This window comes from Polymorphospora rubra (genome assembly GCF_018324255.1).
Taxonomy (GTDB): domain Bacteria; phylum Actinomycetota; class Actinomycetes; order Mycobacteriales; family Micromonosporaceae; genus Polymorphospora; species Polymorphospora rubra.
In genome coordinates, this window is record NZ_AP023359.1 from 7603233 (window position 1) to 7616818 (window position 13586).

12 protein-coding genes are annotated in these 13586 nt (G+C 73.3%); 4 read left to right on the forward strand and 8 right to left on the reverse strand.

Annotation, left to right across the window (positions count from 1 at the left end; genetic code table 11):
* Complete coding sequence (locus Prubr_RS33345; RefSeq protein WP_212819295.1) at positions 1-1125, forward strand: ABC transporter ATP-binding protein; 1125 nt, start codon at positions 1-3, stop codon at positions 1123-1125.
* A 69-nt stretch (positions 1126-1194) separates the two neighbouring features.
* On the opposite strand, the gene Prubr_RS33350 is transcribed toward Prubr_RS33345, so the two are convergent.
* From Prubr_RS33350 to Prubr_RS33360, 3 genes are all read right to left on the reverse strand, one after another.
* Positions 1195-1419 (reverse strand): helix-turn-helix transcriptional regulator, encoded by a 225-nt coding sequence (locus Prubr_RS33350; protein WP_246567996.1) that lies wholly within the window; start codon positions 1417-1419, stop codon positions 1195-1197.
* Positions 1416-1814 carry a hypothetical protein gene (locus Prubr_RS33355; RefSeq protein WP_212819297.1) on the reverse strand — a complete coding sequence of 133 codons (399 nt, stop codon included), beginning with the start codon at positions 1812-1814 and terminating at the stop codon, positions 1416-1418. The genes Prubr_RS33350 and Prubr_RS33355 overlap by 4 nt, the downstream gene beginning before the upstream one ends.
* A gap of 139 nt (positions 1815-1953) precedes the next feature.
* Positions 1954-3099, reverse strand: a complete 1146-nt coding sequence (locus Prubr_RS33360; protein WP_212819299.1) for an acyl-CoA dehydrogenase family protein — start codon at positions 3097-3099, stop codon at positions 1954-1956.
* 186 nt (positions 3100-3285) lie between these two features.
* On the opposite strand from Prubr_RS33360, the gene Prubr_RS33365 reads away from it, so the two are divergent.
* A complete protein-coding gene (locus Prubr_RS33365; protein WP_246567998.1) occupies positions 3286-4203 on the forward strand; it encodes a 5'-3' exonuclease in 918 nt (305 codons plus the stop codon).
* Positions 4204-4354: 151 nt separating this feature from the next.
* On the opposite strand, the gene Prubr_RS33370 is transcribed toward Prubr_RS33365, so the two are convergent.
* Together Prubr_RS33370 and Prubr_RS33375 are read right to left on the reverse strand one after the other, a co-directional pair.
* Positions 4355-5131, reverse strand: coding sequence for an MHYT domain-containing protein (locus Prubr_RS33370; protein WP_246568000.1), 777 nt, complete (start codon positions 5129-5131; stop codon positions 4355-4357).
* A gap of 239 nt (positions 5132-5370) precedes the next feature.
* Entirely contained in the window at positions 5371-8259 is a 2889-nt protein-coding gene (locus Prubr_RS33375) for a DEAD/DEAH box helicase (protein WP_212819305.1), read from the reverse strand.
* A 170-nt stretch (positions 8260-8429) separates the two neighbouring features.
* On the opposite strand from Prubr_RS33375, the gene Prubr_RS33380 reads away from it, so the two are divergent.
* Positions 8430-9119 (forward strand): HAD family hydrolase, encoded by a 690-nt coding sequence (locus Prubr_RS33380; protein ID WP_212828832.1) that lies wholly within the window; start codon positions 8430-8432, stop codon positions 9117-9119.
* 161 nt (positions 9120-9280) lie between these two features.
* A complete protein-coding gene (locus tag Prubr_RS33385; protein WP_212819307.1) occupies positions 9281-11113 on the forward strand; it encodes a glycoside hydrolase family 15 protein in 1833 nt (610 codons plus the stop codon).
* A 42-nt stretch (positions 11114-11155) separates the two neighbouring features.
* On the opposite strand, the gene Prubr_RS33390 is transcribed toward Prubr_RS33385, so the two are convergent.
* From Prubr_RS33390 to tatA, 3 genes are all read right to left on the reverse strand, one after another.
* Positions 11156-12109, reverse strand: coding sequence for a diacylglycerol kinase (locus tag Prubr_RS33390; protein WP_425517963.1), 954 nt, complete (start codon positions 12107-12109; stop codon positions 11156-11158).
* Positions 12110-12148: 39 nt separating this feature from the next.
* Positions 12149-13021 carry a twin-arginine translocase subunit TatC gene (tatC, locus tag Prubr_RS33395; protein ID WP_212819311.1) on the reverse strand — a complete coding sequence of 291 codons (873 nt, stop codon included), beginning with the start codon at positions 13019-13021 and terminating at the stop codon, positions 12149-12151.
* 76 nt (positions 13022-13097) lie between these two features.
* Positions 13098-13379, reverse strand: coding sequence for a Sec-independent protein translocase subunit TatA (gene tatA, locus Prubr_RS33400; protein WP_212819313.1), 282 nt, complete (start codon positions 13377-13379; stop codon positions 13098-13100).
* Positions 13380-13586: the final 207 nt, after the last annotated feature.

Here is a 13586-nt window from a genome sequence, read left to right on the forward strand (position 1 = left end):
TTGGCCGAGATCGTGATGACCAACCTGGTCAAGACCTACCCGGGTACGAAGAACCGGGCGACCGACGACATCAGCCTGCACGTCGACGACGGCGAGTTCCTGGTGCTGGTCGGCCCCAGCGGCTGCGGCAAGACCACCCTGCTGCGCATGATCGCCGGCCTGGAGAGCCCGGACGTCGGCTCGGTCCACATCGGCGGCCGCGACGTCACCGACCTGCCCGCCCGGCAGCGCGACCTGTCGATGGTCTTCCAGTCGTACGCGATCTTCCCGCACATGCGGGTCCGACAGAACATCGCCTTCGGCCTGACGATGCGCAAGACCCCGAAGGCCGAGATCGAGCGGCGGGTCGCCGAGGCCGCCGAGATGCTGCACCTGACCGACTACCTCGACCGCTACCCGGCGCAGCTGTCCGGCGGGCAACGGCAGCGGGTCGCGGTCGCCCGGGCCATCGTCGTCGACACCGGCGTGCTGCTGATGGACGAGCCGCTGTCCAACCTGGACGCCCTGCTGCGGATGCAGTTCCGCACCGAACTGAAGCGGATCGTCGCCAAGCTCGGCACCACCACCGTCTACGTCACCCACGACCAGGCCGAGGCGCTGTCGCTCGGCGACCGGGTCGCGGTCATGCGCGACGGCCGGATCGCGCAGATCGGTCCGCCGCTGGACGTCTACGACGCGCCCGCCGACGAGTTCGTCGGCGGCTTCCTCGGCGCGCCACCGATGAACTTCCTGCCGGCCCACGTCGACCGGACCGGCGACCGGGTCGAACTCGTGCTCGGCGACCAGCGGCTGCCGGCCCCGGACACGCTGGGCGGGCACGCCGGCGGCACGGTGACCGTCGGCGTACGCGCCGAGAACGTCGAGGTCGCCGACGGCGAGGCGCCGGACCGGGTGGCGGCCCGGGTGGAGGTCGTCGAGCCGACCGGGTCGGCGATCCTGCTGACCGTCGACCTCGCCGGCCGGCCGGTGAAGGTGCAGACCCCGCCGACGCAGCGGGTCGGCGCCGGCGACACCGTCTGGCTGGCCGTCGACCCGAACCGGATGCACTTCTACGACCCGGCGACCGGCGCCGCGCTGCGTCCGGCCGGTACGGCGGGGGTGCCGGCGCCCCGCGACGCCGGCTGACCCCGCCGCGTCTGCCGTGCCCGGCCCGGTCACCGCAGGGCCGGGGGTCACCGCGCCGCGCGAACCTCGCTACTCGACCCGGACGAGCCCGAGGTCCTGTGGGTCAGGGGTGAAAATCGCCTCGATGGGAACGCCGAACACCGCCGACAAGCGCATCGCGATCTTCAACGTGGGCTCGTACCGGCCGTTCTCCAGTGATACGACCGTCTGACGCGACACGTTGATCCGGTCCGCCAGCTCGGCCTGACTCCAGCGGCGCTCCGCGCGCAACACCGGAAGCCGGTTCCTGATCACTCGTCCCCACCGGCCAGCCGGCCCCACGCGAACGCGATGGTCCACACCAGAGCGGCAGCCGCAGCCGGCACTGCGGCTGTCACCCGTGGAGCCCCGACGAACGCCTCCAACAGCGCATACCCGAACCCTGCGACCACGATCACCAGCACCGTGACCATCGACGCCCGCGTAGCATCCTGACGTTCCACGCCCTCGGTGTCACCACGCAGCAGCGCCTTCACCGTCGCCGCGACCAGCAGCACCAGACCAAGGTTCGCGGCGCCCACCAGCGCCCATCCCGCCCACGGCGGCAGCGCGTCGAGCGCATGCAACACGCCCGCCACCACCGCGCCCGCGAAGAACATCACCGTCCCGGCGACCACCGCGACCCGCTCACGCACACTCAGACTCGCCATACCCGAGAAAGTACAGCTAGCTTGACTATATGACAAGCACGCTTATCACCCGACGTCATGGCACCCGGCCCGGGGCATGCCGGTGGAACGCGGCGGCGGCCGAAGCACCGCAGCGTGCCCCCGCCGCCGCGCCGGCCGGTCAGGACCGGGCGAGGGCGCGGGAGATGACGACCCGCTGGATCTGGTTGGTGCCCTCGACGATCTGCAGCACCTTCGCCTCGCGCATGTAGCGCTCGACCGGGTAGTCGGCGACGTAGCCGTAGCCGCCGAGGACCTGGACGGCGTCGGTGGTGACCCGCATCGCCATGTCGGTGGCGAACAACTTGGCCTTGGCCGCCTCGATCGAGTACGGCCGGCCGGCGTCGCGCAGCCGGGCGGCCGCCAGGGTCAGCGCGCGGGCCGCCGACACCTGGGTGGCCATGTCGGCGAGCATGAAGCCGAGCCCCTGGAAGTCGATGATCGGCTTGCCGAACTGGGTCCGTTCCTTCGCGTACGAGGTGGCGAAGTCGAGCGCCGACTGGGCCAGCCCGACGGCGCAGGCGGCGATGCCGAGCCGTCCGGAGTCGAGTGCGGTCATCGCGATGGTGAAGCCGCCGCCCTCGGCGCCGACGAGCCGGTCGCCGGGCACCCGTACGCCGTCGAACGCGATCTGGGCGACCGGCGAGCCGCGCATGCCCATCGTCCGCTCCGCGGCCAGCGGCTCGATGCCGGCGGTGCCCCGGTCGGCGAGCAGGCAGGAGATGCCGGACGCGCCGGGGCCGCCGGTGCGGCAGAAGATGTTGTAGAAGTCGGCGGAGTGGGCGTGGGTGATCCACGCCTTGGTGCCGTCGACCACCCAGTCCTCGCCGTCGCGGACGGCGCGGGTGGTCAGTGCGGCGGCGTCGGAGCCGCCCTGCGGCTCGGACAGGCAGTAGGCGCCGAGCAGTTCCCCGCCGAGCATGTCGGGCAGCAGGGCCTTGCGCAGTTCCTCGCTGCCGTACGCGGCGACCGGGTAGCAGGACAGCGTGTGTACGCTGATCGCCTCGGCGACGGTCACCCAGCGGCTGGCGAGCACCTCGAGGACCTGGAGGTAGACCTCGTACGGCTGGCCGGCACCGCCGTACTCCTCGGGGTAGGGCAGGCCGAGCAGCCCGGAGCGGCCGAGGGTGCGCAGGACCTCGCGGGGGAACTCGCCGCGGTTCTCGAAGTCGTCGGCACGGCCGGCGAGTTCCCGGTCGGCGAGTTCGGTGGCGAGGTCGATCAGGTCGTACGCCTCGGGGGTGGGCAGTATCCGGTCGACTGTCATGGCGCGCCTGCTCCGTGGGGTGTCGGGCTTCCGGCACCGTCCGGGATGTGAACGGCGCCGACGTCCCGCAAGCTTAACGTTCGTTCGGGCGGACAGGGAGATACGTCACGTTCCGGCATGGTGACGTCCGCGCCGGGCGGTGGGTCGGGGCGGGGCCGGCCGGGTCGGCTGTGCCAGGCTGTCCGGGTGAACGACAGACGCCCCCTGCTGCTGGTCGACTCGCCGAGCCTGTACTTCCGCGCCTACTTCGGCATCCCCGAGTCCGCCGCGAAGGCCGCCGACGGCACCCCGGTCAACGCCGTACGGGGCTTCCTGGACATGCTGGCGACGCTGATCCGCACCCGGCGGCCGGACCGGGTGGTGTGCGCGCTCGACCACGACTGGCGGCCGGCGTGGCGGGTGGCGCTGCTGCCGACGTACAAGGAGCACCGGGTGGCGCCGGCCGGCGGCGAGGTGGTTCCGGACACCCTGGTCCCCCAGGTGCCGCTGATCCTCGACATCCTGTCGGCGGTCGGCATCCCGGCCGTGGGCGCGGACGGCTACGAGGCCGACGACGTGCTGGGCACGCTCGCCACCGGCCAGCCGGCGCCGGTCGAGGTGGTCTCCGGCGACCGCGACCTGATCCAGCTCGTCGACGACACCCGGGGCGTGCGGGTGCTCTACTGCGGCCGGGGCGTGGCGAAGCTGGAGGATCTCGACGACGCGGCCGTACGCGCCAAGTACGGCGTGCCGGCGGCCGGGTACGCCGACTTCGCCGCGCTGCGCGGCGACCCGAGCGACGGCCTGCCCGGGGTGCCCGGCGTCGGCGAGAAGACGGCCGCCCGCCTCGTGGAGCGGTACGGCGGGCTGGACGGCATCCTCGCCGCGCTGGACGACCCGGCGTCGGGTTTCGCGCCCGGGCTGCGTGCCAAGCTGGTCGCCGCCCGCGACTACCTGGCGGTGGCGCCGAAGGTGGTCCGGGTGGCCCTCGACGTGCCGCTGCCGGACCTGGTCACCGACCTGCCACGCGGGCCGGTGGATCCGGACCGGTTGCTGGCCACCGCGCAGCGGTGGAACCTCGCCGGCCCGTGCCGGCGGCTGGTCGACGCGATCGCGGAGCGCTGACCGGCCCCGACGACGCCCGTCAACGGACGGCACCGGCCGCCGCCGGGCCGCTCACCGGCCTCGGGTCGGCGGCCGGTCGGCCCGGTGGCGACCGGTGGGTCCGCGCCGCCCCGGGTGGCCGGCACCGGGGGGTCGGCGCCGGCCACCGGGGTCAGCGCGGACGGTTGAACCGGCCGGCGTCGGTGACCCGCGGGCCGGTGTTCACCGGTGCCGGTGCGACGTTGCGGTCGGCGACCTGCGCCTCGAGGAAGGCCAGGCCGGCCCGGTCCTCGTCGGTCGACGCGGCGACCAGCGCGTACGCCAGAGCGAAGGCCACCACGATCACGGCGAGGACGATCGGCACGATCAACGTCGCACCGGTGACGCCCTCCAGGCGGCTGGGCGTGCTGTGCAGGTGTGCCGACATGGAGAACATGCCGGTGAAGTGCATCCCGTTCACCGCGAGCCCCATGACCAGCGCGGACAGCACGATCGTCACCGGCCGGCGGACGCCGACCGCCATCCACAGCGCCACCGTGGCCGCCGCGATCGCGATCCCGACCGACACGCCGACCAGGACGGGGTCGTAGTCGATGCGGCCGTTGAGCCGCATCGCCGCCATCCCGGTGTAGTGCATCGCGGCCACCCCCAGGCCGGTCAGCACCCCACCGATGAGGATCTTGACGATCGACGGGCGGCCGAGCCCGACGATGAACAGGCCGATCGCGACGAAGACGATGGCCAGGACGGCGCTCGCCACGGTCAGCCCCAGGTCGTAGCGGATCTGGGTGCCGGAGACCCGGAAGCCCAGCATCGCCATGAAGTGCATGGTCCAGATCGACGTACCGCCGATTCCCCAGGCTGCCAGGACCAGCCACCAGACCCGCCGACCGGTCGTCGACGCGTCGCGCAGCCGGACCGTGCAGACCAGTCCGAGCATCGCCCCCATCACTGAAAGTGCATAGCTGAGTACGGGTGTCACCCACCCGTAGCCGAAATGATCTATCTCCCCCACCACTGGCCCCCTCGGTCCCACGGACAGGACTATCCGCAGTTCACGAAGGGATAATCCGGAATACGAGCGGTGCTCACAATGAGACGACAGGGCGGTTTTCACCCCGGACGGCCAGGCCGGCATGCCGCCCCGGCCGAGGCCGAAGCGGTCACGCTACGTAATCCGCGGCTGAATCAGCCGGTCGGCAGATAGCCGAGGATGCCTCGGTTGATCGCGGTGATGGCCTGCCTGGCGGTGGAACGGACCCGGGCCGAGGCGCCGCCGGCCGTCGAGAGCTGGCCCAGCAGATCGACGACCTGCCGCGCCCACCGGACGAAGTCGCCGGCCGGCATCTCGCCCTCCAGATTGCCGCTGGCCAGCACCTTCGCCAGCGCCTCGCCGCGCGCCCACCGGTAGATCGGCCAGGCGAACCCCAGATCCGGGTCGCGGGTCGCCTCCAGGCCGCGGGCGACCTCGTCGGCCTCCAGTTCGGCCCACATCTTCAGCGTCGCGTCGACGGCGTCAGTGACCGCACCCCGGGGCAGCGCGGCCCGCTCGTCGAAGTCCCGACGGGCCTCGTACACCACGACGGACACCGCCGCGGCCAGCTCGGCCGGGTCGAGGTCCTCCCACACCCCACGGCGCAGGCACTCGGCCACCAGCAGATCGGCCTCGGTCCAGATCCGGGCCAGCATCCGCCCGGCGTCGGTCATCTCCCCCTCGGGGGTCAGGTAGCCGCGCGCGGTCAGCATGCCGACCACCCGGTCGAACGTACGCGCCAACGAGCCGGTCCGGCCGGCGACCCGCTGCCGCAGCTCGTCGGTGTCGCCCTGCAGCCGACGCCGGCGTTCCGCCCAGCGGGCATGCTCCTCGCGCTCCTCGCAGGCGTGGCACGGATGCCGCCGCAGCTGCGCGCGCAACTGGGTGAGCTGGTGGTCCTCGCCGCTGGCCCGGGACCGACCGCCCCGCCGGCCGGCGTGCCGGTCCAGCCCGGTGCCGCTGACCGCCGCCGCCAGGTCCCGGCGGGCGGCCGGCGAACGGTGGTTGAAGTGCTTGGGCACCCGGACCCGGGCCAGCACCTCCGCCGGTGCGGTGAAGTCGCCGACGGTCACCCGGCCGGCCCACCGGTCCTGGGTCAGCACCAGCGGCCGGGGTTCACCGAACCCGCCGGTCCCGGGTTCGAGTACGACGGCGAGCCCGGCGCGGCGCCCGGACGGGATCCGGATCACGTCGCCGACCCGCAGCCGCTCCAGGGACGCGACGGCCGCCGCCTTGCGCTGGTTCTGCCCCTGCCGGGCCAGCGCCCGTTCCCGCTCCCCGATCGCCATCCGCAGCGCGAAGTACTCGTCGAAGTCGCCGTGCTCGCACTGGACCTCGACGCCGTACGCGTCCATGGTCTCGACGTTGCGCTGCACCTGCCGGGCCAGGCCGACCACCGAACGGTCCGCCTGGAACTGCGCGAACGACGACTCCAGCAGCGCCCGGGCCGGCGCGGCACCCACCGAGCCGACCAGGTTCACCGCCATGTTGTACGACGGCCGGAAGCTGGACCGCAACGGATACGTACGCGTCGACGCCAGCCCCGCCACGTGCCGCGGGTCGACCTCCGGCGACCAGACGACGACGGCATGCCCCTCGATGTCGATGCCGCGCCGGCCGGCCCGCCCGGTGAGCTGGGTGTACTCCCCCGGCGTCAGCTCGACGTGCGCCTCGCCGTTGAACTTGACCAGTCGTTCCAGGACGACGCACCGGGCCGGCATGTTGATGCCCAACGCCAGGGTCTCGGTGGCGAAGACCGCCTTGACCAGGCCCCGGACGAAGAGCTCCTCGACGACCTCCTTGAACGCCGGCAGCATCCCGGCGTGGTGGGCGGCCAGGCCGCGCTCCAACCCGTCGAGCCACTCCCAGTAGCCGAGCACCGACAGGTCCTCGCCCGGGATCGCGGTGATCCGCTCCTCGACGACCTGGCGGATCTCGGCCCGCTCGTCGGGCGTGGTCAGCCGCAGCCCGGCGGCCAGGCACTGCTGTACGGCGGCGTCGCAGCCGGCCCGGCTGAAGATGAACAGGATCGCCGGGAGCAGACCCTCACGGTCGAGCCGTTCGACGACCTCGGAACGCAGCGGGCCACGCCAGCGCGGTCCCCGCCCTCCGGAGCGCCCCCAGCCGGGCCCGTGGGTACGGCCGTCGCCCATCTCCAGCCGCCGCATCTGCTCGCGGCTGTAGCGCAGCAGTTCGGGGTGCACGTCGTGTTTGCGGGCCGCGTCGGCGTCGTGGAACAGGTCGAACATCCGCCGCCCGACCAGCATGTGCTGCCACAGCGGCACCGGTCGGTGCTCGCTGACCACCACCTCGGTCTCGCCGCGTACGGTGACCAGCCAGTCGGCGAACTCCTCGGCGTTGGAGACGGTGGCCGACAGCGACACCAGGGTCACCGAGTCCGGCAGGTGGATGATCACCTCTTCCCAGACCGCGCCGCGGAACCGGTCGGCGAGGTAGTGCACCTCGTCCATGACCACGTACGCCAGCCCTTCGAGGGTGCTGGAGCCGGCGTAGAGCATGTTGCGCAGCACCTCGGTGGTCATCACCACCACCGGCGCGTCGCCGTTGATCGCGTTGTCGCCGGTCAGCAGGCCGACCCGCTCGGCGCCGTACCGGTCGACCAGGTCGTGGTACTTCTGGTTCGACAGCGCCTTGATCGGCGTGGTGTAGAAGCACTTGCGCGGCACCGGCTGCCCGGGCGGGCCCTGCCCGACGGGGGCGGCGCCCGGGGCGGCCTCACCGCCCGTCAGCTTCCCGACAGCCGAGGGCGGTACGACGGGCGCGGCCGGACCGGCGGCCGGTGGCCGGCCGGTGCCGGCGCGCAGCGCCAGGTGCACCGCGAACTCGCCGACGACGGTCTTGCCGGCGCCGGTCGGCGCGCACACGAGCACCCCGCTGCCACGCTCCAGCGCCTCACACGCCTCGCGCTGGAACTCGTCCAGGTCGAAGCCGAGTTCCGGGACGAATTCCTCCAGGGCGGGGTATGCGCTGGCCTGCGCGGCCCGGCGGCGCGCCGCGGCGTACCGCTCGGCGGGGCTAGACATACCGCCAAGATTAGTGCGTCGGGCCCCGACACTCGCGGTGGGCCGCCGACCACGCCCGGTGTGACCGGGTAGGTAAGGTGCACGGCGTGCCGGACCATCCCCAACCGCCCAGTCCCCGCAGCGCCAGCGGACCCGCGACGGCCGCCCCGGCGACACCCCCGCGCCGCCCGATCGAGGCGGTGCTGTTCGACTTCCACGGAACCCTCGCCCAGGTCGAGGATCCGGTGGCCTGGGTACGGGCCGGCGCGCAGCAGTGCGGCGTCGACCTCGACCGGGGCCGGGCGACCGTGCTCGCCGACCGGCTGGTGACGGCCGGGCGGGCCGGCGGCCCGCTGCCGCACCGGGTGCCGCCGCACCTGGCCGAGGTGTGGGCCGACCGCGACCTCTACGAACACGCCCACCGGGCCGCGTACACCGGGCTGGCCGCCACCGTGGCCGCCGGGGTGGACGGGCTCGCCGACGCGCTGTACGACCGGCTGCTGCGCCCCGAGGGCTGGCAGTTGTACGCCGACACCGCGGCGACGCTGCACGCGCTGCGGGCGGCCGGGGTGCCGGTGGCGCTGGTGAGCAACATCGGGTTCGACGTCCGGCCGCTGTTCGAGGCATGGGGACTGGCCGACCTGATCGACGCCTTCGTGCTGTCGTACGAGGTGGGCCGCTGCAAACCCGATCCGGCGATCTTCCACCGGGCGTGCGGGATGCTGCGGGTCGACCCGGAGCGGGCGCTGATGGTCGGCGACACGCCGGCCGACGCCGGGGCGGTGCGGGCCGGCTGCGCGGTCCTGGTGCTGCCGGCCGCCGATCCGGGCCGGGCGAACGGGCTGGCCGCCGTCCTCGACCTGGCGGCCGTCGACCGCTGACCCGCCCACCGGCGGAGAGTTTTCGCTGCTGCCGGCCGGGGTAGGCCCTTACCGGGAGATCGGGAAGGGTGGTGGACGATGATGCGGGACAGGTCGGCGATCCGACGTGCCGGCGAACCCGGCGGCGGGCGGCGACGAGCCGCCGCGCGTCCGGAGGCGACGTGAGCGACGGATTCCCGCCCATCGACTCGTACGCCTTCCTTTCCGACACCCACACCGCGGCCCTGGTCGCGCCGGACGGCGCCGTCGAGTGGTTCTGCGTGCCCCGGTTCGACGGCGACGCCGTCTTCGCCCGGCTGCTGGACCGCCGGGTCGGCGGCGCATTCGCGCTGCGGGTCGACGGCGACGGCTCCCCCGCCCGCCGCTACCTGCCGGACACCCTCGTCCTGCAGACCCGGTACGCCCCGGCCGGCGGCACCGCCGTCGGCCACGACTTCCTCGCCGTCGCGGCCGGCGACCCGGCCCACCCGATCCGCGCCGGCCAGGTGCTGGTCCGCCGGATCACGGTGGACAGCGGTACGGTGCGGCTCCGGGTCCGCCTCGACGTACGGGCCGACCACGGCGCGCACCCGACCGGCTGGGACCGCCCCGACGGCCCCGACGGCCACTGGCGGGCGCAGGGCACGCCGCTGCTGCTGCGCACCGACCTGCCGCTGGCGGCCGACGGCACCGCGCTTCACGCCGACCTGGAACTGACCGCCGGTGACACGGTGACGCTGCTGCTCGGCTACGACGCCGACCCGCCGGCCCCGCCGGCCGCCACCGGTCTGCTGGCCGACACCACCGCCACCTGGCGGAACTGGTCGGCCCGCGGCGACTACACCGGCTACGGCGCCGACCTGGTCCGGCACAGCGCCCTGGTGCTGCGCGGGCTGTCGTTCGACCGGACCGGGGCGCTGCTGGCCGCGCCGACCACCTCGCTGCCGGAGGAGATCGGCGGGGTACGCAACTGGGACTACCGCTACACCTGGCACCGCGACGCCGCGCTGCTGCTGCTCGCCCTGTTCCGGCTCGGCCACCACGAGGAGGGTGGCCGCTACCTGCGTTTCCTGATCGACGTCTGCCAGGCGCCGGCCGGCACGCTGCACCCGCTGGTCGGCATCGGCGGCGAGACGGCCAGCGACCACGAACGGATCCTCACCCACCTCGCCGGGTACGCCGGATCCCGGCCGGTCCGCACCGGCAACGGCGCCGCCGAGCAGGTGCAGTTCGACACGTACGGCCACGTGCTGGACGCGGCGCTGGCCTTCCACGAGCTGACCGGCGAACTCGCCGCCGACCAGTGGGGTTCGCTGCGCCGGCACGTGGAGACGATCGCGCGACGGTGGCGGGAACCCGACCACGGCGTCTGGGAGATCCGGGCACCGCGCCAGCACTACGTCAACTCCAAGGTGATGTCCTGGGTCTGCCTGGACCGCGGCATCCGGCTGGCCGGGCTGCTCGGCGACGCGACCGCTCCCGTCGAGGCATGGCGGCGGGAGGCCGCCGAACTACACACCGAGGTCCTCGACCGCGGCTACGACTCCGACGTCGGCGCCTTCGTGCTGGCGTACGGCTCGACCGAACTGGACGCCTCACTGCTGCGCGTTCCGCTGGTCGGCTTCCTGCCCGGCGACGACCCGCGGATGGTGTCCACGATCGACCGGATCCAGGAGCGGCTGGCCATCGGGCCGGGGCTGGTCCGGCGCTACACCGCCGACGACGGACTGCCCGGCGAGGAGGGCGCGTTCCTGCTCTGCTGCTTCGAACTCGTCTCGGCGCTGGTGCTGGCCCGCCGCCACGACGCCGCCCGGGAGATCTTCGAACGGCTCGTCGGACACGCCGGTCCGCTCGGCCTGTACGCCGAACAGCTCGCCGCCGACGGCACCGCCCTGGGCAACTATCCGCAGGCGTTCACCCACCTGGCTCTCATCGAGGCGGCCCTGAACCTGGACGGCGCACGGGACCGGGACGCCCTGCACGCCTGGGCCGAACGCGGCGGCCGGGAACGGTGACGCCGGCGGCCCGGCGGGCGGCGGGCGGTGGGCGGTGGGCGGTCACCGCAGCAGCCGGGCCGCGGCCGGGACCGCGGTCACCGTCACCGGCAGCGGGCCGGCGCGCTCACCGTCGGCGTACCCGACGATGCCGTCGGCGGCCAGCTCGACGGTCGCCGCCCGGTGGGTACGCACCATCGGGTGGGTGACGTGGGTGCCGCTGTAGAGCCGGGGTTTGACCCGGACCAGGGTGGTCCGGCTGACCGGGCCGACCACGACGACGTCGAGCAGCCCGTCGGTCGGGTCGGCGGCCGGGCACATCCGCATCCCGCCGCCGTAGCTGGCACAGTTGCCGACCGCCACCAGGACCGCGTCGACGTACCGCTCGGTGCCGTCGAGGACGAGCCGGTAGCGGCGGGGCCGTAACCGGGCCAGCTCGATCATGATGGCGATGTCGTACCGGCGCGGGCCGCGCGGCCAGCGCATCCGGTTGGCGCGCTCGTTGACGACGGCGTCGAACCCGGCGGCGAGGACCGCGCCGAACCAGCGGACGTTGCTGTCGGCGGTCGTCATCCTGGCCAGGTCGACCGGGCTGGTCCGGCCGTCGCGCAGGGCGGCGGCGATGGTGTCGGCCGCGGCGAGCGGGTCGGTCGGGAAGCCGGTGTCGGCGGCGAAGTCGTTGCCGGTGCCGGCCGGTACCGGCCCGAACGGCACGCCGGTGCCGGCGACCGCCTGGAGCGCCTGGTGGACGGTGCCGTCGCCGCCGACGGCGACGAGCCCGGCGATGCCGTCGGCGACCGCGGCGCGGCACCGGGCCAGGGCCTGTTCGGGGGTAGCGGCGTCGAGCAGCCGCAGCGGCCGGCCGGCGGTCGCCAACCGGTCGAGTACGTCGGGCAGCCGCCCGCTGTGCCGGGCCCGTCCCGCCGTCGGGTTGACCAGGACCGCCAGCGGACGGTCGGGGTCGGCGGACGGTGGACCGGCGGGCCCGGCGCCGGAGGGTAGATCGTCAGCGGTCACGGCGAGCACCGTACCGCCCCGCCCCCGGCGGCGGACCCGTCAGGTCATGTCGTCGTAGCGGCTCTGGATCGGCTTGGGTGACTCGACCGGGGCGACGGTCTCGATCCGGCTACCGGCCTCCACCGGGTCCGGGTCGTGGGACAGCGGCGACACCTCGTCGTCGGCGAGCCCGGCGTAGACCTCCTTGCCACGGCCCTTGCGCTTGTCGTTGAGGAACGCGACACCGACCGCCATGAAGTACAACGCGCACAGGCAGATCGCCAGGGCGGTCATGCCGAACGGGTCGGGGGTCGGCGTGACGATCGCGGAGAACAGGAAGAACACGAACACCGCGACCCGCCACCAGCTCAGCAGCCGCTTCGCGCTGGCGACCCCGACGAAGTTGAGCATCAGGACCAGCAGCGGGAACTCGAACGCCACCCCGAAGATCAGGATCATGTTGGTGACGAACGCGATGTAGCGGGTGACCTCGAGCTGGGTGTCCAGCCCGGTGACGCCGGACTCGAGCAGGAACGCCAGTCCCTTGTCGACGACGAAGTACGCCAGCCCGGCGCCGGCGGCGAACAGCGGCGCGGCGATCGCCGCGAACGCGTACGCGTAGCGACGCTCGTGCTTGTGCAGACCGGGCGCGATGAACGCCCAGAGCTGGTAGAGCCACACCGGGGCGGCGACGATCAGGCCGACCCACAACGCGATCTTCAGCTTGAGCAGGAACCCGTCGGCCGGACCGAGCTGGGTCATCGGGCAGCTGCCGTCGGCCTTGGTGATCCCCGGCAGGTTGCAGTAGGGCTCTTTGAGCAGGTCGAAGACCGGGTCGGCGAGCCAGAACCCGACGATGAAGCCGAGCAGGATCGCGATCGAGGCGCGGAACAGCCGGTCCCGCAGCTCGCGGACGTGGTCGACGAGCGTCATCGAGCCGTCCGCGGCCTGCTCGAACTTGCTCGGGCCGCGGCGACGGCGAGGCAGTGCTAGGCGCACGGCGGTCGGACTAGATGGTGTCGCGGTGCCGCTGCACCGGGTCCACGACCTGGCCCTGCTGCGCGACCGGCGGCTGCTGGGCCGCGTTCGGCGGCAGCGGCTGGCGGGCGGCCTGCGCGTCGGCCTTCTCGGCGAGGTCCTTGTCGTCGTCGGCGAGCTGCTTCGTCTCGGCCTTCATGATCCGCAGCGACCGGCCGAGCGAACGGGCCGCGTCGGGAAGTCGCTTGGCACCGAAGAGCAGGATCAGCACCACCACGAGTACAGCGATATGCCACGGCTTGAGGGCGCCCATGGAAACTCCAGTTGGTTCTGTCGGTCTTCGGCTGGTCGAGCCCCATCGTACGTCCGTAGACGGCAGTCGCCACCCGCCAGGTCTATTACGGTTCTGCCTGGTCGGTGAAGTTTCGACCAACGACTCGGGCCGCGTCAACCCGTCGACGAGCTTAATCGTGCGCGCCGGACCGACCCGACGTGCGCAAACGGTCGGCCGGCCGCCCGC

Bases quoted from the DNA above. Each gene is read 5' to 3' on its own strand.
- Prubr_RS33355 (WP_212819297.1), bottom strand. From the start codon at position 1,814: ATGGCGAGTCTGAGTGTGCGTGAGCGGGTCGCGGTGGTCGCCGGGACG.
- Prubr_RS33370 (WP_246568000.1), bottom strand. From the start codon at position 5,131: ATGGGGGCGATGCTCGGACTGGTCTGCACGGTCCGGCTGCGCGACGCG.
- tatC (WP_212819311.1), bottom strand. From the start codon at position 13,021: ATGACGCTCGTCGACCACGTCCGCGAGCTGCGGGACCGGCTGTTCCGC.
- tatA (WP_212819313.1), bottom strand. From the start codon at position 13,379: ATGGGCGCCCTCAAGCCGTGGCATATCGCTGTACTCGTGGTGGTGCTG.
- Prubr_RS33375 (WP_212819305.1), bottom strand. From the start codon at position 8,259: ATGTCTAGCCCCGCCGAGCGGTACGCCGCGGCGCGCCGCCGGGCCGCG.
- Prubr_RS33360 (WP_212819299.1), bottom strand. From the start codon at position 3,099: ATGACAGTCGACCGGATACTGCCCACCCCCGAGGCGTACGACCTGATC.